The sequence below is a fragment of the Curtobacterium sp. VKM Ac-2887 genome (assembly GCF_015350935.1).
Taxonomy (GTDB): Bacteria; Actinomycetota; Actinomycetes; order Actinomycetales; family Microbacteriaceae; genus Curtobacterium.
Genome location: NZ_JADKSB010000014.1, coordinates 1 through 19683, shown reverse-complemented (window position 1 = coordinate 19683; position 19683 = coordinate 1). Strand labels below are relative to the sequence as shown.

Genomic DNA, 19683 nt, shown 5'->3' with positions numbered 1-19683 from the left:
GGCATGACCACGTTGGCCGCCCCGACCCGCGTGCGGACGCGCGCCCCCGGCAAGATCAACGTGTTCCTGTCCGTCGGTGCGCTGCAGGACGACGGCTACCACGACGTGGCGACCGCGTACCAGGCCGTGTCGCTGTACGAGGACGTCACGGCCGAGCACGCCGACGACTTCTCGGTGACCTTCACGGGTCCGATCGACACCTCGAACGTGCCGGTCGACGAGTCGAACCTGGCGATCCGTGCGGCCCGGCTCGTGGCCGACGCCGCTGGGCACCGGGGCGGGGTCCGACTGACGATCGACAAGCAGGTGCCGGTGGCCGGCGGCATGGGTGGTGGCTCGGCGGACGCCGCGGCCACGCTGCTCGCCGTGGACACGCTCTGGGGCACCGCCCTCGGGCGTGAGGAACTGCTCCGTCTCGCCGCGCAGCTCGGCGCGGACGTGCCGTTCGCCTTCGCCGGTGGCACGGCCGTGGGCACCGGCCGCGGCGACGAACTCAGCCCCGCGCTGGCGAAGGGCGAGTTCCACTGGGTCCTCGCACTGAGCGACGACGGCCTGTCGACCCCGGCGGTCTACCGTGCGCTCGACGAGCACCGGGAGCGCTACCGCGCCGACATCGCACCGGCGCCGTCCCACCCCGTGGTGGAGTCGAACGTGCTGCAGGCGCTGCGTGCCGGCGACCCCGACCTGCTCGCCGACTGCGTCCACAACGACCTGCAGGCCCCGGCCATGCGGCTGCAGCCTGGACTCGCGTCGACCCTCGAACTCGGCGAGAAGGCCGGAGCGCTCGCGGGTCTGGTGTCGGGCAGCGGTCCGACGGTGGCGTTCCTGGTCGGTGACCGTGACGCCGCGCTCGAACTGCAGGTCGAGCTCAGCGCTGCCGGCCTGGTCGCGCTCCGTGCCACCGGACCGGTGCACGGCGCCCGCCTCGTGCACTGACCGTCCGACAGACGCTGACCGTACGACGAACGCTGACCGTACGACGAACGCTGACCGTACGACGAACGCTGACCGGCCGTCAGCTCAGCGGCTGTACTTCCACAGGATGACCGTGTCGGTGTGCCAGTACCGCACCACGTGGAAGCCCTGGTCCTTGAGCGTCTCGGAGACCTCGGGGCGGATGTTCCGCGACTTGGCGCCGACGAACCAGACGGTGTCGATGTCGGCCAGGCGTGCCGGCACGGTCGTGGCGATGTCGCCGTTCACGTTCCAGAGCTCACCACGCTGCGCACCCGTGCTCGCCACCGCCAGGTCCCGCATGCCGCTGAAGGCCTCGGGGTAGGCGTCGGCGATGACCTGCGCCGTCGCGGTCGGGTGCTCCCACACGCTGCCGTAGATCACCCCTTCGTCGGCGTCGGTGGTCACGTTCCGCTCGCGTTCGATGATCGCCGCCGCGTTCGCCCAGTGCGAGGACTGCTTGGCGTGCGGCAGTCGGACGATCGTCGACGTCGGCACGGACACCAGGACCATGGCCACGACGGCCATCGCGATCCAGCGTCGCGGCCGGATGGCCGTGATCGCCAGTCCGATCAGGAGCGCCACGAACGGCAGACTGATGCTCGCGTACTTGGGGGAGTACAGGTGCTCGCCGGCGGCGGTCGCGGCGACCAGCAGCGCGGTGGGCACGATCGTCAGGGGCACGGCGACCCGGACGGCCTGCATGCGGAGCACGTCGCGGGCGGCCGGCGACGGGCGTCGGGCCGCGCGCACCGCCAGCACGACGGCGACGATCATGAGCAGCCACCCGAGGGCGGCGTACGGGTAGACGACCCCGAACCACGCGGTCGCGAACACCTGGCGCAGGGTGGCCCACCCGATGCCGGTGATCCAGCCGACCTGCTTGGCCTGACCGGCGGCGAGTCCGATGAACGGCAGGACCACGACGGCTGCGGCGGAGGCGGCGACGGCCCAGCGGACGACAACGGCGCGGTCCACCATCGCCGAGGGCACCGTGCCACTGCGATCCGTCACCGTGGCCTGCCGTCGGGCTGCCCGGTCGGCGACGCCGGTCCACGCGAGCACGACGCCGTGCGCCACGACGGCGAGGGACAGGTACACGTTGAACAGGACGGCCACGGCCGCCAGCACGCCGTAGACGACCCACCACCGCGTCGCGTGGTGCCGCACCCGGGTGCGACGGACCGCGGTCAGGCCGACGAGTGTGAGCAGCGCGGCGAAGGTGGTGACGGTCGCGTACGGGCGGCCCTCGGTGCCGGCCCAGGCGACGCGGGGCAGCAGCAGGAAGACCAGACCGGAGACGACCCCGAGCCGGACACCGCCGAGCCGCCGACCGAGCGCCACCACGAGCGCGGCGGCGATCCCGATCGCCAGGGCACTCGGGAAGCGGAGTGTGAACGGCGAGTAGCCGACCAGCGCGAGCCAGACGTGCATGAGCGCGTAGTACAGACCGTGCACGGCGTCGACGTTCTGCAGCTCCGCCCAGAGCGCCGGCCAGCTGCGCTGCGCGCTCGTCAGGGTGGCGGCTTCGTCGTACCAGACCGACGGCACCCAGGTGAAGGCGGCAGCGACGACCACACCGACCACACCGACGGTGATCTCCGGCGCACGCACCAGGGTCCGCACGGTCGACAGGGCGAGTGCCCGGAGCCGTGCGCGCGTCGACGTGTCCGACGTCGTGCGTCGGACCGTGACGGTGCCGGTGCGGGGAGAACTCACGCCCGCGACCGTACCGAGCGGCACTGAGCATCCGCCGCGTCCACCCGCTGAGCATTCACATGCAGGGATTCGGTGCGACCGGCCAGAATGACGGGATGGACCCCCTCGTCGCCCCCGTCGCAGCGCTCTCCCCGTGGCGGACACGGCTCGGCTCGCGGACCGCTGCCCTGTCCGACGTCGGCGCCGTCGGGCTCCGGCGGCTGGCCGCTTCACGCGTCCTGGTGGTCGGCGCCGGCGGGCTCGGGGCTCCCGTCGTCGCGTACCTCGCGGGCGTCGGACGGCTCACGGTGGTCGACCCCGACGTCGTCGACGCCTCGAACCTCGCGCGCCAGACGCTCTTCACCGCTGCCGACGTCGGATCGTCGAAGGCCGGGGCCGCCGTCGCCCGGGCCCGCGCCGTCGACCCGGAACTCGACGCCGTCGCCGTGGTCGGGTCCTTCACCCCGGAGCTCGTCGCCGGGCACGACGTGGTCGTCGACGCGGCGGACTCCGTCCTGGTCACCCGGGCGGTCTCGGACGCCTGCGCCGACGCCAGCGTGCCGTTCGTCTGGGGCACGGTGCTCGGCCAAGACGGCCAGGTCAGCGTGTTCCGCGACGCCGGACCGGACGGCGTCGACTTCCACGACCTGCACCCCGAGGCCCTGCCCGACGAGGGCTCCTGCGCCCTGGACGGCGTCGTGCCGGCACTGTGCGGCGCCGTCGGAGCGGTGATGGCCGGACAGGTGCTGGCCCTGGTCACCGGCACCGGCGAACCGCTGCTCGGGCGCGTCCTGACCGTCGACGCACGCCGCTGGCGGTGGAGCGAGAGCCTCGTCCGGCGCGGGCCGGCATCACGCCGACCCGTCGTGGTCGCTCCCGCTCGGACCGACCGCATCGCCCCGTCGGCGCTCGCCGCGCGCCTGGCCGACCCCGCGGACCCGGTCGTCGTCGTCGACGTGCGCACCGACGCCGAACGGGCGGACGGTGTGGTCGCCGGAGCCGTCACGGGCGACGCGGTCACTGGCGACGCCGAGGCGGCGGACGTGGTCGTCTACTGCGCCCGTGGTCCGCGTGCGGACGCGTGGGCTGCCGCACAACCGGCCTGGAGGCACGTGGCGGTCCTCGACGGCGGGTTCGAGGCCTGGCGCCGCGAAGGGCTGCCCGTGGTGAACGGGCTGATGTCCTGATCCGACACTGATCGGGTCCAGAGCGCCGCTTCCGCGGCTAGGATCGTCGCATCATGACGCAACTGCGGATCCGCGATGCTGCTGCCTTCCTCGGGGTGAGCGACGACACCGTGCGCCGACTCGTCGACGGGGGCACCTTCGACCGGGCCACCGACGACGCCGGTCGCGCCGTCGTCGACGGTCGACAGGTGGCCGAGTTCGCCCGGGCGCGGAGCACCGAGCTGGCCGCCCCGGACACCGGCGTGAAGAGCTCGGCACGGAACCGCTTCGTCGGCATCGTCACCGACCTGGTCGTCGACACCGTGATGGCGCAGGTCGAACTGCAGTGCGGCCCGCACCGCGTGGTCTCGCTCATGAGCGCCGAGGCGGTGCGCGACCTCGGGCTCGAGGTCGGGTCCGTCGCCGTGGCGTCCGTCAAGGCCACGATGGTCACCGTCGAGGCGCCCACCCACCAGGAGGACCCCCGATGACCCGTCGACCCCGCTCGCTGCTCGTGCCCCTCGCCGTCGTCGCGGCGCTCGGCCTGGCGTCGTGTTCCACCGCCGACGCTCCGGCCGGGTCGTCGTCGCCGTCATCGTCGTCGAGCGCGGACGCAGGCGTGTCGGGCTCGATCACGGTGTTCGCGGCGGCGTCGCTCCAGAAGACCTTCACCACGCTCGGCAAGGACTTCGAGCTCGCGAACCCCGGCGCCTCGATCGAGTTCTCGTTCGCGGGGTCGAGCGACCTGGTCACTCAGATCCAGAACGGCGCCCCCGCCGACGTGTTCGCCTCCGCCGACGAGGCGAACATGGCGAAGCTGTCCGCGACCGACCTGGCGAGCGGGTCACCGGAGGACTTCGCGACGAACGTCCTCGAGATCGCCGTCGCGCCGGGCAACCCGAAGGGCATCACGAGCCTCGACGACCTGACCGGCTCCGACGTCCAGCTCGTCACGTGCGCCGCCCCGGTGCCGTGCGGCGCCGCGACGGCGAAGGTCGAGTCCGCCTCGGGCGTCGACCTGCAGCCCGTCAGCGAGGAGCAGTCCGTCACCGACGTGCTCGGCAAGGTCGAGTCCGGTCAGGCCGACGCCGGGCTGGTCTACGTGACCGACGTGCAGGGTGCCGACGGCAAGGTCGACGGTGTCCCGTTCGACGAGTCGAGCAAGGCCGTCAACACGTACCCGATCGGCGTGCTCAAGGCGTCCGAGGACCCGGAGCTCGCGCAGGCGTTCTCCGACTACGTCCGGTCCGCCACCGGCCAGAAGGTGCTCACCGCCGCCGGGTTCGGGAAGCCGTGACCCGTGGCCTCGCGGGCTGACGGACGGCCGCCGGTCGCCTGGTGGCTCCCGCTGCCCGCGGTGCTGGGCGGCCTGTTCGTCGTCGTCCCCGTGCTCGCGATGCTCGGTCGGGTCGACTGGTCGTCGTTCGTCGCCCTCGTCACCTCGACGGCGTCGCTCACGGCCCTCGGGCTCAGCCTCGGCACCGCGCTGACCGCCACGGCCGTCGCGTTCGTGCTCGGGTACCCGCTCGCCGTGCTGTTCGCCCGGTCCCGGTTACGGTGGGTGGGTGTCGCCCGCGCCGTCGTGCTGCTGCCGCTCGTGCTGCCGCCCGTCGTCGGCGGGCTCGCGCTGCTGGCGGCGTTCGGTCGCCTCGGGGTGGTCGGGGCGTTCCTCGACGACCACGGGCTGCACATCGCGTTCACCACGACAGCGGTCGTCATCGCGCAGACGTTCGTCGCCATGCCGTTCCTGGTCTCCTCGATCGAGGGCGCGCTCCGCGTCGAGGGGGACCGGTACGAGCGGGTCGCCGCGACCCTCGGCGCCGGTCCCACCCGCACGTTCCTCACCGTCACGACCCCGAGGGTCCTGCCCGGCATCGTCTCCGGACTGGTGCTCTGCTTCGCGCGAGCACTCGGCGAGTTCGGTGCGACCCTGACGTTCGCGGGCAGCCTGCAGGGGGTCACCCGGACCCTGCCATTGGAGATCTACCTGCAGCGCGAGGTCGACCCGGACACCGCCGTGGCACTGGCGGTCGTGCTCGTCGTGGTCGCCGTCGTGGTCATCGGTGCCTCGTCGCTCCGGACCCGGGGCGTGGCAGCGTGAGCGGGGTCACCGCACGCATCGTCGTCGAGCGACGCGGGGTCGACGTCGCCCTCGAGGTCGCGACGGCAGAGTGCGTGGCCGTCATCGGGCCGAACGGCGCGGGCAAGTCCACCGTGGTCGAGGCCCTCGCCGGCCTGCTGCCGATCGACGCCGGACAGGTGGTCCTCGGCGGCACCGTCGTGTCGGACCAGCGGCGGACCGTCCCCGCCCACCGCCGCCGCATCGGACTCGTCGCCCAGCGGCCCGACCTGTTCCCGTTCCTCGACGTGGTCGGCAACGTGGCGTTCGGCCCGCGGGCAGCCGGCGTCCGACGAGCCGCGGCCCGTGCCCGCGCGCTCCGTGCCCTGGCGGCCCTCGGCATCGACGACCTGGCGGGACGGAGCCCCGATGCGCTGTCCGGCGGGCAGGCCCAGCGCGTCGCCATCGCCCGGGCGCTCGCCACCGACCCGGCGGTCCTACTGCTCGACGAACCGACGTCGGCGCTCGACGTCGCCGCGCGCGACGAGGTCCGTGCAGCCCTCCGCACCGCGATCGGCGGGCGCCCGAGCGTCCTGGTCACGCACGACCCGGTCGAGGTCGTCGCCCTGGCCGACCGGGTCGTCGTCGTCGAGCACGGCCGGGTCGTCGAGGACGGCACCCCAGCGGCCGTGCTCGGACGGCCCACGAGTGCCTTCGCGGCGGCGTTCTCCGGACTCGCACTGGTGCGCGGGACCGCCACCGCGGGTGGGATCGCCACCGACGGCGGGGGCGAGCTGGTGTCCAGGACGCACGCCGTGCCTCCCGGTCGGCCCGCCCTGGGCGCCTTCCACCCGACGGCCGCCGTGCTCACGCGGGACGGCGCCGGACCGGCGCGCACCGTCACGTCGCTCGAACCGCGGGACGGTCTGGTGCGGGTCCGCGCCGGCGACCTGGTCGCGGACCTGACCCTGTCGCGCGTCACGGCACTCGGCATCGGGCCTGGCGACGCGGTCCACGTGGACGTTCCCGCGTCCGAACTGGCGGTGTACGCGCCGCGCGGTTGAGACAATGGACGGATGACCTCCTGGTTCCCCAAGGCGTGGCCCGTGGCCATCCCGATCCTGGCGGCCGTCGTGCTCGCGTTCTCGTACGGCCGCTACGGACTCGGCACCGTGGTCGTGGCGATCGTCGCGGTCGTGCTCGCCGCCACCGTGCTCGCGGCGGTGCACCACGCCGAGGTCGTCGCGCACCGGGTCGGGGAACCGTTCGGGTCACTCGTGCTCGCCGTGGCGGTCACGATCATCGAGGTCGCGCTCATCATCTCGCTGTCGAGCTCCGGCGGTGCCCAGGCCGAGACCCTGGCGCGCGACACGGTGTTCTCGGCCGTGATGATCACGATGAACGGGCTGGTCGGCCTCGCGATCCTGATCGGGACGCTCCGGCACAACACCGTGCGCTTCAACCAGGAGGGCGCGAGCGCCGCGACGATGACGGTGGCCGCGCTCGCGGTGCTGACCCTGGTGCTGCCGACGTTCACCACCGGCACCGACGACGCGTCCTTCACCGGGACGCAGCTCGTCTTCGTGGCCGTGGCGTCGATCGTGCTCTACGGGCTGTTCGTCGTGACGCAGACCGTGGCCCACCGGGACTTCTTCCTGCCCGTGAACCGGTCAGGGGGTGTGCTCGCCGAGTCCGAGGACGCCCACGCCGCCCGGCCGACCGGTCGCGCGACGATGATCTCGCTCGCACTGCTCGTCGTCGCGCTCGTCGCCGTCGTCGGGCTCGCCAAGGTCGAGTCGCCCGCGATCGAGGCCGGCGTGGCCGCGGTCGGGTTCCCGCCGTCGTTCGTCGGCGTCGTGATCGCCCTGCTCATCCTGCTGCCCGAGGGCATCGCGGCGTCGAAGGCTGCCGCCCGCAACCGGATCCAGACGAGCCTGAACCTGGCGATGGGGTCGGCGATGGCGTCGATCGGTCTGACGATCCCCTCCATCGCGGTGGCGTCGCTGTTCATGCCGGGCACGCTGCTGCTCGGGCTCGGGTCGTCGCAGATCGTGCTGCTCGCGCTGACGATCGTCGCCGCGGTGCTCACCGTGCTGCCGGGTCGGGCGACGCGACTGCAGGGCGGGGTGCACCTGGTGATCTTCGCCGCGTTCATCGTGCTGTCCGTCTCGCCGTAGGGGGGCGCGGCGGCCGCGGCCGGGCGGCGCGGCGGCGGCGGCGTACCTGGTCGGATCGGGCGTACCTGGTCGGAAGTTCTGACCCGGTACGCCCGGAAACACCAGGCATCGCGGGCGTTCTGGGAAAGAACGGACACAGGGCGCGCAGACACGGGGACGAGTCGGGAGTACCAGGTCGTTCCGGGCGTACCTGGTCGGATCGGGCGTACCTGGTCGGAAGTTTCGACCCGGTATGCCCGGAAACACCAGGCATCGCGGGCGTTCTGGGAAGGAACGAGCGGGGGGCGCTCAGCCGCCGGCGAAAGGGGGCATGACGTCGACGACCGCGACCCCGGACAGCGCGGTGGCTCGGTCGCGGGTGGTCACGCCGTCGACCAGGTACGAGCACCGCTCCTGCAGCGCACTCCATCGCGATGGGTCGGTGGCGGTGACCTCGCGCAGCGCCTCGTCGAGCGTGCCGGCCGCGGTGGTCAGCGTGTCCGCGCCGACCGCCGCCCGGGCAGCGGCGAAGAACCGGATCGTGGTCACCGCTCAGCCGCCGATCGCGCTCATGCCACGCGTCGGGTGCACGAGCTGGTCGCTGTCGTCGCCGTGGTCGCGCGGCTTCGCCCACATCGCCCGGCGCCACAGCTCGGCCAGGTCGTCGTCGGAGACCCCCGCGCGCATCGGACCGAGCACGTCGGTCTCCGCGTCGGAGAACAGGCAGCTCCTGACGTTGCCGTCGGCGGTCAACCGGGTGCGGGTGCAGTCGGCGCAGAAGGACTCGGTGATGCTCGCGATGATGCCCACGGTGCCGAGTGACGCACCGGAGCGCGCGTCCTGCACCCGGTACCGCTCGGCCGGGGCGCCGTCACGCGGTGCCTCGTCCGGCGTCAGCACGAACGACGACGTCAGCAGCGCCCGGGTCTCGGCAGCGGTCACCATCTCGGTGCGGTCCCAGGCGTGGTCGGGGTCGAGCGGCATCTGCTCGATGAACCGCAGCTCGTAGCCGCGGTCGAGGCACCAGCGCAGCAGCTCCGGCGCGGCCTCGTCGTTGATCCCGCGCAGCAGCACCGCGTTGACCTTGATGTCGAGGCCAGCGTCGTGGGCGGCGGACAGCCCGGCGATCACCTTGTCGAGGAACGGGCGGCGGGTCACGGTGGTGAACACGTCCGGGTCGACGGTGTCGAGCGACACGTTCACGCGCCGCAGCCCGGCGTCGTACAGGGCCTGGGCGCGGTGGGCGAGGCCGATGGCGTTCGTGGTGAGCGACAGTTCCGGGGCGTCGGGCAGCGCGGCGCACCGGGCGATCACGTCGACCAGGTCGTGCCGGAGCATCGGCTCGCCGCCGGTGAACCGCACCTTGCGCACACCGAACCGCGACGCCCCGATCCGCACCAGCCGCTCGATCTCGGCGGCGGTCATCAGGGCGTCGTCGGGGGCGAACGGCAGCCCGGCGGCCGGCATGCAGTAGGTGCAGCGCAGGTTGCACCGTTCGGTCAGCGACACCCGCAGGTCGATCGCACGGCGCCCGAAGCGGTCGACGAGCCCGGCGGACGCCGGGTCCACGGTCGTGCCGAGCAGGGTCGCGGGTGCCATGCGGCTCAGCGTACGTGTTCGACGCGCCGGAACGACAGCCGTTCCCACCAGCGCCGCCAGTCCGACCGGCTCGTGCGCAGGAGCGTCACCACCACGATGACGGCCACGGCGGCGAGCAGCCACCACCGGTAGGCGTCCGTCGACGGCCACACCCCGCGCAGCGCGATGGCGAGCCCGATCGACAGCCACTCCCACCGCCCCGACAGCACCACGAACGGGATGAGCAGCAGCGCGTACCAGGGGTAGCGCGGGGTCACGGCGAGGAACGTGACGCCGATCATCAGGACCTCGCCGGACCACGGCCGCGACGGGTCGGACAGCCGCCAGGCCACGAAGGCGGCGAGCAGCACGGCGAGCCCGACCACGACGGTCGCGGCGTCGCCCCGGAACACCAGCGACACCAGGGCGAAGCGCGAGCCGTCCTCGTAGCCCTCCTCGCTCAGGTAGCCGGGCAGGTACCCGAGCACGTCGAGCCCCGTCGTCAGCACGTACGGCACGTAGAGCAGGCCGAACACGGCGATGCCGACCGGGATCGCCCACCAGGAACGCCACCGGCCGAGCAACGGCGGGTACACGATCGCGGGGATGAGTTTGGTGGCCGTCGCCGCTCCGAGCGCGATCCCACCCCAGATCGGTCGACCGAACGCGACGAGGACGGCACCCGCGGTCGCGAGCGCCGCGCCGAGGGCATCGACGTGCGAGTTCGTCACGGCCTCCGACGCCACGAGCGGCGACCAGGCCCAGAGCGCCGCCCACCAGGTCGGACGACCGGTCTTCCGCAGCACCACGACGAGGGCGATGGTCACCACGAGCGAGAGGAGCAGGCCCGCCACCTGGAACGGCATGTACTGCGCGGTCGCCGGCACGAACGCACGGACCGCGGCGAACCAGAGCTGCGCCATCGGCGGGTAGATCGTCGTCACGTCCGGCCGGTTGATCGCGGTGCAGTGGCCGTCCGCGCCGTCGCCCAGGCCGCGGAACCGGGGCTTGATGTCGTCGCACGTGCCGTTCACCTTGTCCGGGAACAGCCAGTCCGGCCGCAGACCGGACAGTGCCGTGGACTGGGGGGTGTGCGCGTACGGTGAGACTCCGGCATGCTGGACGATGCCGTCCCACGCGTACCGCGCCGAGTCGGTGCTCGTGCTCGGGGGCCCGGCCAACGCCGCGAGACCGACCACCACCGCCCCGACCATGACCACGGCGGTCATCCACCGGGCGGGCACGAACCGCAGCGCGAGCACGGCGATCACGAACACCGTCCAAGCGATCAGCGTCCACGCAACGAATGACGAACGAGTGTCGGATCGGAGGAACCCCAGATGCGTGACGCCGAAGGCGATGACGCCCGCGAGGGCCAGTACCCCGACGACCGCGCCCACGACGGCGAGGCGGGCACCGGGTCCGACGGCAGAGGACGGTCGGACGGCACGCAGTCGGTCGCTCATGGTCCGTCGAGGCTAGCGGGCGTGCGGCACCTGCTGTTCGAGGCGCGGGCCGCTCTGGCCTCGCCGAACCGGAACGCGCGCTCCGCGGTGGTGCTCGGACGACTGCTCGGCATCGCCTTCGTGGTGTGCTTCGGCACCGGTATCTACAGTCACCTGCTGCAGGAGCCCCTCGGCTGGATGCGGTTCCCGACCCGGCCGACGCAGCTCTACCAGTTCACGCAGGGCCTGCACATCACCACCGGCATCGCGATCATCCCGCTGCTGCTGGCGAAGCTCAACACCGTCATGCCCGCGCTGGTGCAGGTCCCGCCGGTGCGCGGCGTGCTGCACCTGTTCGAGCGGCTGTCGATCGCCGTGCTCGTGTCGGCCTCGATCATCCAGGTCACGACCGGCCTGCTCAACACGTACCAGTGGTACCCGTGGCCGTTCCCGTTCCGCCAGGTCCACAACGCGATGGCGTACGTGATCATCGGGTCGCTCATCATCCACATCGCGTCGAAGCTGCCGGTGATCGCCCGCTACTGGCGGAAGCGCGACTCCTACGACGAGCAGGGCCGGTTCATCGTGGACCCCGCGTCCGGCAGCGAGTTGCTTCCCCCGGTACGGGAGGCCCGCCCCGCGTCCGCCCCGCCGGCTGCGGGTGCCGAAACGGCCCAGTCCATGGCCCCCGGCCTGCTCGGCCGCGTGTTCCGCTGGATCGACGGCGTCGACGCGGTCAAGGCGGTCGAGGCGGTCGACGCAGCCCCGGACGAACCGGCGGCCGATGCGCCGGAGCCGACCCGGGCCTCCCGGTCGGTCGAGGAGCGCGCACAGGGCCGACGCCAGCGGATCGCACGACGCGGGTTCTTCGGTGGCGTGACGGCCGCGGTCGTCGGCGTCGTCGCCCTGACGGCGGGGCAGTCCTCGAAGCTCGCTGAACCGTTCAACGTGTTCGGCGCGCGCCAGCGCGGTCTCGGCGCGAACGGCCTGCCGGTCAACCGCACCGCCCGCGCGGCGGGGGTGATCGCCAGCGCGACCGCCGCGGACTGGACGCTGACCGTCGTCGGACCCGACGTGACCCGGACCTTCGTGCGCGCGGAACTCGTCGCCCTCGGCACCACCGAGGTCGACCTGCCGATCTCGTGCGTCGAGGGGTGGAGCCAGATGGGCAGCTGGAAGGGCGTGCGGATGCGCGACCTGCTCGGCGCCGTGCAGGCCGAACCCGGATCGCACGTGCGCGTCACGAGCCTGGAACGACACGGCGGCTACCGGATCATGGACATGGGGCCGGAGTACGCCGAGGACCCGACCACCCTGGTCGCGCTCGAGCTGAACGGTTCGACGCTCGACCTGGACCACGGGTTCCCGGCGCGGATCATCGCTCCGGGGCGACCGGGCGTGCTGCAGACCAAGTGGATCGAGAAGATCGAGGTGCTGCGGTGAAGGCCGCGCGGATCGTGCTCGTCGTGCTCGGCGTGCTGGTGATCGCGTTCGGCGCCTACGTCCTGGTGACGTCGGTCAAGCCGAACCGGATCGGCGGGCTGGCGACCTGGCTGCTCGGCGCGGTGATCCTGCACGACGCGATCCTGTCGCCGTTCGTCGTCGGCGCCGGACTGCTCCTGCGTCGCGCGGGGCGGTCGCTCCGGGCGTGGGTGCTCGTCGTGGTGCAGACGGTGATCGTGCTCGGCAGTGTGCTCGCCCTCGTGGTGCTGCCCGAGATCGCGGCGAAGCGGCACGGGCAGAAGAACCCCACGATCCTGCCGTTCGACTACGGCACGCGGTTGCTGATCGTCGAGGGGGTGCTGCTGCTCGTGGTGGTGGCGGTGCTCGTCGTCGGGGTGGTCCGTGCGCGGCGGACGGCACTGGTTAAAGCGACAACCATTCGGTAGGATGCAGACATGACCGACGAGACCCCGTGGCTCACCCGCGAGCAGCTGCGCGCGTGGATGAAGCTCGTGGCCGTCATGGAACTCCTGCCGGCGGCGCTCGACCAGCAGCTGCAGCGTGACGCAGACCTGACGCACTTCGACTACATGGTCATCGCGATGCTCTCCGAGACCGACGGCCGCACGCTGCGCATGTCTGCGCTGGCCTCGGCGACGAACGCCTCGCTGCCCCGGCTGTCGCACGTGGTGTCCCGGCTCGAGAAGCGCGGACTCGTGACGCGCTGCCCCTCGACCTCGGACCGCCGCGCGACCGACGTCCGGCTCACCGACGCCGGGTACGCCACGATCGTCGAGGCCGCTCCGGACCACGTCCGCACCGCACGCCACGTCGTGATCGACGCCCTGAGTGACGAGCAGGTCGTCCAGCTCGACGGCATCGCGGCCGCACTGCTCACACGGCTCGACCCCGAGGGGCGGTTCGCTGCCCTGACGTACCCGCGGGACGACGACGACACCGCGATCTGCGAGGCCCGGCTGACCGGCGCCAGCACCGACTGAACGGCGCTGTGCGCCCGCGTCTGCGCCCGCGTCTGCGCCCGCGTCTGCGGGCTCGGTCGTTGCAATAGGCTCGGCCCATGACCGACCCCGCCGCGCCGTCCGACACCTACTCCTACCTCGGACCCGCCGGCACCTTCACCGAGGCGGCCCTCAAGCTCGTCGAGGCCGCGGCCGGCAAGCCCTGGCGGAGCGTCAACAACGTCGGTGAAGCGCTCGACGACGTCATGTCCGGCCGCTCGGTCGGCGCGGTCATCGCGATCGAGAACAGCGTCGACGGCGGCGTCAGCGCGACGCAGGACGCCCTCGCCCGGATCCCCGGCGTACGGATCGTGGGGGAGTACCTCGTGCCGGTCGACTTCGTGCTCGTCGCGCGCCCCGGCACCGCGCTCGCCGACGTCCGCACCGTGAACGCCCACCCGGTGGCCTACGCGCAGACCCACAACTGGCTCGAGGCGAACCTGCCCGGTCACGGCCACATCCCGGCGTCGTCGAACGTCGCCGCCGCGCTCGCCCTGCTCGAGGCGAACCCCACCGCCGACGCCGCCGTCGCACCGCCCGGCATCACCGACCACCACGACGTCGTCGTGCTCGCGTCGTCGATCGGCGACAACGCCTCGGCCGTGACCCGCTTCGTGCTCGTGTCCAAGACCTTGGCGCTGCCCGAGCCGACCGGTGCCGACAAGACGAGCGTCATCGTCGAGCTGCCCGCCGACCACCCCGGCGCCTTGGTCGACATGCTCGAGCAGTTCGCCACCCGCGGCATCAACATGGGGCTGCTGTCGTCGCGGCCGATCGGCGACGAGCTCGGCCGCTACCGGTTCGTCATCGACCTGGACGGGCACGTGCAGGACGAGCGCGTGGCCGACGCCCTGCTCGGTCTCCGTCGGTTCAGCCCGCGCGTGACGTTCCTCGGGTCGTACCCGCGAGCCGACGGCGCGCAGCCCGAGGTGCCGGCGCGCTACTCGGACGCCGCGTTCGTCGAGGCGCGGGACTGGCTGCGTGCCATCGTGTCCGGCGAGCCTGACGCGGGCTGACGCGCGGCGGTGCTGTCTGCGGTGCTGCTCGGTGCGGTCGCTCGGTGCGGCTCTTGTCGGCCGATGCTGCTCCGCCGCACGGTGCGGCTCTTGTCGGCCGGTGCGAGGTTGCCCGCTCCGTGCGCCGTTACAACCTCGCACCGAGCGCGCAACCGCGCACCAGTCGACCGAGCCCGCACGGTGCGTGATCACCCCGGTCCGCACAGCCGCGCACGTGCTGAACAAACCCGCACGGTGCGTGATCGCCCGGCCCGCGCAACCGCGCACAGGCCGAACAACCCCGCACGGTGCAGCGCGGGCACCTCCCGGCTCAGCGCTTGCGGCCGCGCACCCAGCTCGGCCGCGGCTCCACCGTCGGCACCTTGACCGTCAGCGAACCGGGGTCGATCCGCGCACGGAACGCCGTGATCTCGCCCACCGGGTCGCCGTCGATCTCGAACTCGTCGGGCTTCTCGAGCCGCAGCGTGAACTCCTCGCCGCGCATGTAGCGCAGCGGACGCTCCTGCTTCGCCGCCGTGGTGATGCGTCGACCGATCAGCGTCTCGGACAGGGCCGAACGCCGGAACCAGCGCAGGATCCCGTTCTCCCAGAACACGCGGGCACCGATCCGCACCCAGCCGAAGAAGCCGCGGGGGCGCATCACGACGATGTCGAACACGCCGTCGTCGATCTCGGCGTCGGGCAGCAGCATCGCGTTCGCCTGCAGCATGCCGCAGTTGCCGACGATGACCGAGTGCGCGCGCACCGAACCGTTGCGAGCCGACTCGTCGAGCCGGTACTTGAACTCGAAGCCGTCGGTGTCCCGCACGGAGCGGAGCAGCGAGTCGAGGTACGCGAGCCACCCGACGCGCTTCTTCAGCTCGGGGCGGGTGTTCGCGATCATCCGGGCGTCGAGTCCGAGGCCCGCCATCACGACGAAGCCGAACTGCTCGCGGGCGCCGTCCGGCCGCTCGATGCCGATCAGGCCGAAGTCGATCGCCCGCTCGTGGCCGGAGAAGATCGTGTGCGCGCTGCTCGCCAGGTCGTCGAGGGGGAGCTTCATGTTGCGGGCGAGCAGGTTGCCCGTCCCGCTCGGCAGCAGCGCGAGCGAGGCACCGGAGCCGTGCACGACCTCGGCGACCGCGCGCACGGTGCCGTCGCCACCCGCGGCGGCGACGACGTCGGCTCCCGCGTCGAGCGCTGCGCGGGCCATGCCCCCGCCCGGGTCTTCCTCGGTGGTCTCGAACCAGAGCGTCTCGGCCCAGCCGGCTTCCTGCTGGTGCTGTTCCACGGTGGCCTTGAGGGTCGGCAGGTGGACCTTGACCGGGTTGTAGACCACGGCAGCCGTCCGGTGCTCGGTGGGGAGGGCGTCCTGGTCCGCGGGCGCGGTCTCCGAAGGGGTCGACATGGGATCAACGGTACCGATCGGACGCTGCGAGCGGCGGGTTCCTCCCCGTGTCGCCGCCTCTAGGATGGAGCGGTGATCGATCCCCAGCTGCTTCGTGACAACCCGGACGTCATCAAGGCCTCGCAGGAGTCCCGCCGCGCATCCGTCGCCGTGGTCGACGAGGCCGTCGCTGCCGACGCCGCCCGACGCAGCGCGATCACCGCGTTCGAGTCGCTCCGCGCCGAGCAGAACGCCTTCGGCAAGACCGTCGCCAAGGCCCCGAAGGACGAGAAGGCCGCGCTCGTGCAGCAGGCGCAGGCGCTCTCGGCCCGGGTGAAGGAAGCCCAGGCCACCGTCACCGCGGCCGAGGAGACCTTCAACTCCGTCGTGCGCGCCATCCCGAACGTCGTGCTGCCCGGCGTCCCCGCCGGTGGCGAAGAGGACTTCGTCACCCTCCGCACCGTCGGCACGAAGCCCGAGTTCGACTTCGAGCCGAAGGACCACGCCGACCTCGGCGAGCACCTCGGCATCATCGACATCCCGCGCGGCGTGAAGGTCTCCGGCTCGCGCTTCTACTTCCTGCGCGGCCTCGGCGCCCGGCTCGAGATCGCGCTCATGTCGCTCGGCCTCGACCGAGCCATCGCTGCCGGCTTCGAGCCGCTCATCACCCCGACGCTCGTCCGCCCCGAGACCATGGCGGGTACCGGCTTCCTCGGTGAGCACGCGGCCGAGGTCTACCGGCTCGAGGCCGACGACCTGTACCTGACCGGCACGAGCGAGGTCGCCCTCGCCGGCTTCCACGCCGACGAGATCCTCGACATCGAGAACACCGCGCACCGCTACGCCGGCTGGTCGACCTGCTACCGGCGCGAGGCCGGGTCGGCGGGCAAGGACAACCGCGGCATCCTGCGCGTGCACCAGTTCAACAAGCTCGAGATGTTCGCCTACGTCCACCCGGACCAGGCCGAGGCCGAGCACGAGAAGCTGGTGTCGTACCAGGAGCAGATGCTGCAGGACCTCGGACTGCACTACCGCGTGATCGACGTCGCCGCCGGTGACCTCGGCACGAGTGCGGCGAAGAAGTACGACATCGAGGCCTGGGTCCCGACGCAGGGCACGTTCCGCGAGCTCACCTCGACGTCGAACTGCACGACGTTCCAGGCCCGTCGCCTCGACATCCGCTACCGCACCGAGAGCGGCAAGACGGCTCCGGTCGCCACCCTGAACGGCACCCTCGCGACGACCCGCTGGATCGTCGCGATCCTCGAGACGCACCAGCAGGCCGACGGCTCCGTCGTCGTGCCCGAGGTGCTGCGCCCCTACCTCGGTGGCGTCGAGGTGATCGAGCCCCGATGAGCGCGCAGGGGCGGTTCGTGGACGGTGCGGCGCAGGGCGCGGGTACCGGTGCTCCCGCCCGCACGAAGCGGTGGCTGGTGGCCCTCGACATCGACGGCACCACGATGCGCGAGGACGGCGTCATCACGGAGGCCGTGGTCGCCGCCGTGCGCGATGCCGAGGCCGCCGGGCACGAGGTCATGCTCTCCACGGGCCGCAGCGAGGGCATGACGGTGCCGCTGCTCGAGACCCTCGGCATCGAGCCGAAGTACCTCGTCTGTGCCAACGGAGCGCTGACCCTGGCCCGCCGTCCGGACGGCTCCTACGAGCGCGTCCACGTCGAGCACTTCGACCCGAGCGACGTCCTGCAGACCATCCGCGGGGCCCTGGAGAACGCGGCCTTCGGCGTCGAGGACGAGACCGGCCACTTCCGGTTGTCCGAGAACTTCCCCGCCGACACCATGACCAACGCCGGCGAGCTGGTGCCGTTCGAGCAGCTGCTCACGGTCGAGGCCACCCGCGTCGTCGTGATCTCGCCGGAGCACGGGCTCGAGGAGTTCTTGCAGATCGTCGAGGACATGGGCCTGCACAAGGTCTCGTACACGGTCGGGTGGACCGCGTGGCTCGACATCGCACCAGAGGGCGTGACGAAGGCCACCGCGATGGAACGCGTGCGCGAGTGGCTCGACATCCCGCGGTCGCGCGTCTTCGCGGCGGGCGACGGCCGCAACGACATCGACATGCTCCGGTGGGCGTCGACCTCCGGTCGCGGCGTCGTGATGGGCCAGGCACCCGACGACGTCGTGGACGCCGGCAACGAACTCACCGGTGGCGTGTCCGACGACGGCCTGGCAGCGGCGCTCGACTCCCTGCCGCGCTGACCCCGACGGCCGCTGGGGACGTCGCGTCGCGCCGGGTGTTCGCGTGATGCGAGGTTTCGTAGTCGGTGCGAGGCTTGGATCCCCGCACCGATTCGGCAATCTCGCACCATTCGGGCGCGGGCGCGCGGGGCCTCGCGCGGTGCGAGGGGCGGCGCGTGCGTCGAGTGGCCCGGTAGACTTCCCACGACGCGGTCACGTCTCGCCACGTGGTCGCGTCACTGGAGGGTTGTCCGAGCGGCCGATGGAGCCTGTCTTGAAAACAGGTGGGCAGAGATGTCTCGTGGGTTCGAATCCCACACCCTCCGCAGGTGATGATCCTCGACGACCTGGGGCGATGATGATTTCTGTTTTTCTCGACGAGTCCGGGACGCACGTCGGATCCGACGCGGTGCTGGTCGGCGCGATTGTCACTCCAGACGTGGGCACGCTGGAGCAGGGCGTTGTGGCGTTTCACTCGGATGCGGTGGCAAACACCATTTTCTGGGAGTCCGACGATGCGCGAGACGAGTTCATCAAGCGAGGATTCCACCACAAGGATGACAACGTCACCCTTCGAAACTTCTTCTACGAGAGAATGCGCAGTCTGGATTTCCGTGCCCATGTCGCATTTTCTCGCAGGGAGTCGCTCATCCCGGACGAGAGTCTCCTTGTTAATATGTACTACACGCTTTGTCGGAACATATGCCTGAGGTATCGTTCGGAGGATATCGCGTTCATCTTCGAGAACGAGACAAGTTTCGACCCGTTATATTCGAAAATCATCGACACGGTGGTTGACGACTTGCGGAAGACGATGCAGGTTGAGGTGTCATGCGGCGCTTTCATAGCTACGAAGGCAGCACCGGCGCTGGGGATCATAGATTACGTGTTGGCAATTTCGGCGGCTGCTCTTAGGCCTGATGCGAAGAACTTTGAAAAGCAGCGCCTCAATGCTGGCCTGCCGGCGCACTTCGCGCATCTTATCGACTTTGATCGAAAGGTTCACCAATCCGCGAGGAAGGGTGTAGAGTTGCTGTAGGTTCGGAGAGCCGAGTATCTTGGGGCGCGAGTCGCGTCCGTGATCTGATCGTCTACTACTAGTCTGGGATTGTGGCTCTCCGAACCCCGTCTCTTGCGCACATACGATCGACTGAGCAGCTCGCACCCTACCTCGGTGCCTCGGTGCTCCAGTTGCAATCTCTCGCAAGCAGGATGGGCTCGTCTGAGCTCGTTCGTGTGTTTCGGGTTAATCGCGGCGGGAAGACCCGTTTGATCACCCGTGCGACGGCTGAGCCTCTGCGGAACGTTCACCGGAGGATCCTGTCGCTACTCACGGCCGTGTCAGTCGATCTACCAGAACACGTCAATGGGTATGTTCGAGGCCGGTCGACCGTCACAAATGCTTCGCCTCATGCCGGCTTTCGATACTTGGAAAAGTACGATTTCCGCGACTTTTTCGAACACATTCGGCCTCTAGACGTCGTCGCTGGACTCCGTCACTTCGGTCTAGATGTACTCGGCCATGACGTTGGTGACACTTCGGGTCTTGTGACGTAGCGAGGCCTCCTGGCTTGATGGAGCTGTCTAG

At 71.2% G+C, this 19683-nt stretch carries 19 protein-coding genes and 1 tRNA gene; 15 read left to right on the top strand and 5 right to left on the bottom strand.

The genetic code is table 11. The features are described from left to right. The first annotated feature begins 3 nt into the window (after positions 1-3). Positions 4-936, top strand: a complete 933-nt coding sequence (locus ITJ69_RS15245; protein WP_111084697.1) for a 4-(cytidine 5'-diphospho)-2-C-methyl-D-erythritol kinase — start codon at positions 4-6, stop codon at positions 934-936. A gap of 84 nt (positions 937-1020) precedes the next feature. Here ITJ69_RS15245 and ITJ69_RS15240 read toward each other — a convergent pair whose 3' ends face one another. Further along, positions 1021-2673 carry a glycosyltransferase family 39 protein gene (locus ITJ69_RS15240; RefSeq protein WP_194673208.1) on the bottom strand — a complete coding sequence of 551 codons (1653 nt, stop codon included), beginning with the start codon at positions 2671-2673 and terminating at the stop codon, positions 1021-1023. A gap of 95 nt (positions 2674-2768) precedes the next feature. Between ITJ69_RS15240 and ITJ69_RS15235 the strand changes: the two genes are divergently transcribed. From ITJ69_RS15235 to ITJ69_RS15210, 6 genes are read left to right on the top strand one after another with little or no spacing between them, the layout of a single operon-like run. After that, positions 2769-3839, top strand: coding sequence for a HesA/MoeB/ThiF family protein (locus tag ITJ69_RS15235; RefSeq protein ID WP_194673207.1), 1071 nt, complete (start codon positions 2769-2771; stop codon positions 3837-3839). Positions 3840-3892: 53 nt separating this feature from the next. Next, a complete protein-coding gene (locus ITJ69_RS15230) occupies positions 3893-4309 on the top strand; it encodes a TOBE domain-containing protein (protein ID WP_134194607.1) in 417 nt (138 codons plus the stop codon). Beyond that, the gene (modA, locus tag ITJ69_RS15225; RefSeq protein ID WP_132099865.1) at positions 4306-5115 is read left to right on the top strand and encodes a molybdate ABC transporter substrate-binding protein; all 810 of its coding nucleotides are present in this window, start codon (positions 4306-4308) and stop codon (positions 5113-5115) included. The genes ITJ69_RS15230 and modA overlap by 4 nt, the downstream gene beginning before the upstream one ends. A 3-nt stretch (positions 5116-5118) precedes the next feature. Further along, a complete protein-coding gene (locus ITJ69_RS15220) occupies positions 5119-5919 on the top strand; it encodes an ABC transporter permease (RefSeq protein WP_194673206.1) in 801 nt (266 codons plus the stop codon). Further along, the gene (locus ITJ69_RS15215; RefSeq protein WP_159573187.1) at positions 5916-6941 is read left to right on the top strand and encodes an ABC transporter ATP-binding protein; all 1026 of its coding nucleotides are present in this window, start codon (positions 5916-5918) and stop codon (positions 6939-6941) included. Before ITJ69_RS15220 ends, ITJ69_RS15215 begins: the two co-directional genes overlap by 4 nt. 12 nt (positions 6942-6953) lie before the next feature. Next, on the top strand, positions 6954-8054 hold the full coding sequence (locus tag ITJ69_RS15210) for a calcium:proton antiporter (protein WP_131880481.1): 1101 nt from the start codon (positions 6954-6956) through the stop codon (positions 8052-8054). Between the two features lie 288 nt (positions 8055-8342). Here the strand turns inward: ITJ69_RS15210 and ITJ69_RS15205 are convergent, their stop codons facing one another. Genes ITJ69_RS15205 through ITJ69_RS15195 form a run of 3 tightly spaced genes read right to left on the bottom strand, consistent with a single transcriptional unit; the run spans position 8343 to position 11077 of the window. Further along, positions 8343-8582 (bottom strand): MoaD/ThiS family protein, encoded by a 240-nt coding sequence (locus tag ITJ69_RS15205; RefSeq protein ID WP_123291834.1) that lies wholly within the window; start codon positions 8580-8582, stop codon positions 8343-8345. A gap of 3 nt (positions 8583-8585) precedes the next feature. Then, entirely contained in the window at positions 8586-9632 is a 1047-nt protein-coding gene (gene moaA / locus ITJ69_RS15200; protein WP_194673205.1) for a GTP 3',8-cyclase MoaA, read from the bottom strand. 5 nt (positions 9633-9637) lie between these two features. Then, positions 9638-11077 carry a glycosyltransferase family 87 protein gene (locus ITJ69_RS15195; protein WP_194673204.1) on the bottom strand — a complete coding sequence of 480 codons (1440 nt, stop codon included), beginning with the start codon at positions 11075-11077 and terminating at the stop codon, positions 9638-9640. Between the two features lie 21 nt (positions 11078-11098). Between ITJ69_RS15195 and ITJ69_RS15190 the strand changes: the two genes are divergently transcribed. From ITJ69_RS15190 to pheA, 4 genes are all read left to right on the top strand, one after another. Further along, on the top strand, positions 11099-12499 hold the full coding sequence (locus tag ITJ69_RS15190; RefSeq protein WP_194673203.1) for a molybdopterin-dependent oxidoreductase: 1401 nt from the start codon (positions 11099-11101) through the stop codon (positions 12497-12499). Beyond that, positions 12496-12945, top strand: a complete 450-nt coding sequence (locus ITJ69_RS15185) for a hypothetical protein (protein WP_123291837.1) — start codon at positions 12496-12498, stop codon at positions 12943-12945. Before ITJ69_RS15190 ends, ITJ69_RS15185 begins: the two co-directional genes overlap by 4 nt. Before the next feature lie 9 nt (positions 12946-12954). Next, positions 12955-13500, top strand: a complete 546-nt coding sequence (locus tag ITJ69_RS15180) for a MarR family winged helix-turn-helix transcriptional regulator (protein ID WP_123291838.1) — start codon at positions 12955-12957, stop codon at positions 13498-13500. A gap of 77 nt (positions 13501-13577) precedes the next feature. After that, on the top strand, positions 13578-14534 hold the full coding sequence (gene pheA / locus ITJ69_RS15175) for a prephenate dehydratase (protein WP_194673202.1): 957 nt from the start codon (positions 13578-13580) through the stop codon (positions 14532-14534). Between the two features lie 310 nt (positions 14535-14844). Here pheA and ITJ69_RS15170 read toward each other — a convergent pair whose 3' ends face one another. Further along, a complete protein-coding gene (locus tag ITJ69_RS15170) occupies positions 14845-15921 on the bottom strand; it encodes a diacylglycerol/lipid kinase family protein (protein WP_159573183.1) in 1077 nt (358 codons plus the stop codon). A gap of 72 nt (positions 15922-15993) precedes the next feature. On the opposite strand from ITJ69_RS15170, the gene serS reads away from it, so the two are divergent. From serS to ITJ69_RS15150, 4 genes are all read left to right on the top strand, one after another. Beyond that, positions 15994-17256: a serine--tRNA ligase gene (gene serS, locus ITJ69_RS15165; protein WP_123938376.1), complete on the top strand. Its 1263-nt coding sequence runs from the start codon at positions 15994-15996 to the stop codon at positions 17254-17256. Further along, entirely contained in the window at positions 17253-18116 is an 864-nt protein-coding gene (locus ITJ69_RS15160; RefSeq protein WP_194673201.1) for an HAD-IIB family hydrolase, read from the top strand. Before serS ends, ITJ69_RS15160 begins: the two co-directional genes overlap by 4 nt. 220 nt (positions 18117-18336) lie before the next feature. Beyond that, positions 18337-18421, top strand: a tRNA-Ser gene (locus tag ITJ69_RS15155). Then, the gene (locus tag ITJ69_RS15150) at positions 18397-19134 is read left to right on the top strand and encodes a hypothetical protein (protein ID WP_194673200.1); all 738 of its coding nucleotides are present in this window, start codon (positions 18397-18399) and stop codon (positions 19132-19134) included. Before ITJ69_RS15155 ends, ITJ69_RS15150 begins: the two co-directional genes overlap by 25 nt. Positions 19135-19683: the final 549 nt, after the last annotated feature.